The sequence below is a fragment of the Parvimonas parva genome (assembly GCF_016552165.1).
In the GTDB taxonomy this organism is placed as follows: Bacteria; Bacillota; Clostridia; order Tissierellales; family Peptoniphilaceae; genus Parvimonas; species Parvimonas parva.
Genome location: NZ_JACVDA010000047.1, coordinates 1 through 2,102, shown reverse-complemented (window position 1 = coordinate 2,102; position 2,102 = coordinate 1). Strand labels below are relative to the sequence as shown.

General features: G+C 26.5%; 4 protein-coding genes. All 4 read left to right on the top strand.

Annotated elements, in window-relative coordinates:
* The first annotated feature begins 70 nt into the window (after positions 1-70).
* The 4 genes from IBJ83_RS08320 (at position 71) to IBJ83_RS08305 (ending at position 2,037) form a co-directional block, all read left to right on the top strand.
* Positions 71-232, top strand: coding sequence for a helix-turn-helix domain-containing protein (locus IBJ83_RS08320; RefSeq protein ID WP_201276078.1), 162 nt, complete (start codon positions 71-73; stop codon positions 230-232).
* A gap of 85 nt (positions 233-317) precedes the next feature.
* Positions 318-677 carry a hypothetical protein gene (locus IBJ83_RS08315; RefSeq protein ID WP_201276077.1) on the top strand — a complete coding sequence of 120 codons (360 nt, stop codon included), beginning with the start codon at positions 318-320 and terminating at the stop codon, positions 675-677.
* A 391-nt stretch (positions 678-1,068) separates the two neighbouring features.
* Complete coding sequence (locus IBJ83_RS08310) at positions 1,069-1,500, top strand: replication initiator protein A (RefSeq protein WP_201276076.1); 432 nt, start codon at positions 1,069-1,071, stop codon at positions 1,498-1,500.
* 213 nt (positions 1,501-1,713) lie between these two features.
* Positions 1,714-2,037, top strand: a complete 324-nt coding sequence (locus IBJ83_RS08305) for a hypothetical protein (RefSeq protein ID WP_201276075.1) — start codon at positions 1,714-1,716, stop codon at positions 2,035-2,037.
* Positions 2,038-2,102 lie beyond the last annotated feature (65 nt).

Below are 2,102 nucleotides of genomic sequence, written 5' to 3'. Positions count from 1 at the left end.
TTGTTCAATTACTATTATACCTCTTTGAGATGTTTTTTTCTATTCTTACTGGCTAACTTAATTTTACAATATGGGAACATGTGAAGAGATAGCTAATAAATACAACATTACAGTTGGAACAGTTAGACAATGGATTAAGTTGAAAAAATTAAAAGCATATAAACTTGGACGTTCATATAAAATTAAAGTTAAAGACATAGAAGAATTTGAAAAAAATAATGCTACAATGTAAAAATAGAGTTTACACAAAACAAAAAGTAAACACATTATAAATATACGATAATAATGAATATTTATGCGAAAATAGGAGGACTGTAATGGCGGAAAGAAGAATGTTTGCAAAATCGGTTATTACAAGTGATGTATTTTTAGATATGCCCTTGTCAACACAGGCATTATATATGCACTTGAATATGAATGCAGATGATGATGGATTTGTAGGAAATCCTAAGACGATACTGAGAATGATAGGAACAAGAGAAGACGACTTGAGATTGCTCATAACTAAGGGTTATATTTTTGCTTTTGATAGTGCTGTAATAGTGATTGTTCATTGGAAAAGAAACAATTATATAAAAAAAGACAGGTACAAAGAAACTATATTTCAGACTGAGAAAAAATTATTGAAAGTTGTCGATGGAATATACAAAAAAAATGATATTGAGTTGATAGAATAGAATAAAATGATGTATCCAAAATGTCTCCATTTCGGAAGAAAGTGTATCCAAACTGACTCCAAACTGACTCCAAACTGGTTCCGTTTTGGAAGTAAACTGGATACAATTTGGATACATGACAAATAAAATGTTGAAATTTCAATGTTTTAAAAAGTGGTGTATCCAGAATGGAGACGTTTTGGATACACAGTATAGGATAGTATAGGTTAGGTTAGTATATTAATTAAACAAGGATTAATAAATATATTCTGAGATATTACTACTCAGGATAAATATATATAAAAATATATATAACTACGATAAAAATTTTAAGAATATTTTTTTGGAAATTTGTAAAAATTTCCCGTTAATTAAAAATAATAAAATAAAAAAATTATGTAGGAGAAAAATTATGAATAGGAAAAATGAATTGTATTACAGTATTTCGGATTGCTATGAAATTTTAGACGAAAAGAGCAAAATGGATTTTTCGGATAATGATATTTTTGGTAAAACAGATTGCATATTGATACCAAGATTGCTGATGTATGGAAATCTATATGAAAAACTATCTACAGGAGCAAAGATTTTGTATTCAGTTTTGTTAGATAGCCAAATTTTACTTGTTTTGAATATAAAAAAATTTCCGGCAGACAATGGTAGAGTTTATCTAACACATACAGCTGAAGAAATGGGATATGTATTATCTGTACCAAAAAACAATGCAGAAAAATTAAAAAAAGAACTAATAGATTTTGGCTTGTTAGAAGAACAGGAAATGAGTAATGGAAAACTCAATAGAATATTTCTCTTAAAGCCGAGAAGTTGTTGGAGATATAGATAATTTTTTAGAGAATTTTGTAAAAATTCTCGCTTAATTAAAAAAATAAAAAATTATGATTTGCTTATACAAATTTTTATGTTGAATCAAAAATAAGCAAGTGGTATGAAAATATATATCTAAAAATCGAACAAAATCATATCAAATTTTAATTTTAGCATAAAAATCATATAACAACATAGCTAAAATAAAAAAAGCAAAATGAGGGGTGAATTTTTGAAAATGAAAGGAACAGATTTTAAGTGGATTGTAGAAAATGAAAGTCCATACCTAGATAACAAGGATGTGCAAAAATTTTGTAAAGTAAAATATGCTTCAGCATACAACTATATTTGTGAATTTAAAAAGTTTTGTCAGGAAAAACATATTTATCCGATGGATTGTTATTTTGAATTTTTTGGAAAACAACAGGTTGATAAATTCGCATTTTGTCATTATGTTCAATACCGAGATTTAATCGTAAAATATGGAGAATTTGAACCATACGATGAAGAAAAATACAAGAAAAAATTAATGAAATTTATTTACCCCATATTGTAAAATTAAGTTAGCCAGTAAGAATAGAAAAAAACATCTCAAAGAGGTATAATAGTAATTGAACAAAA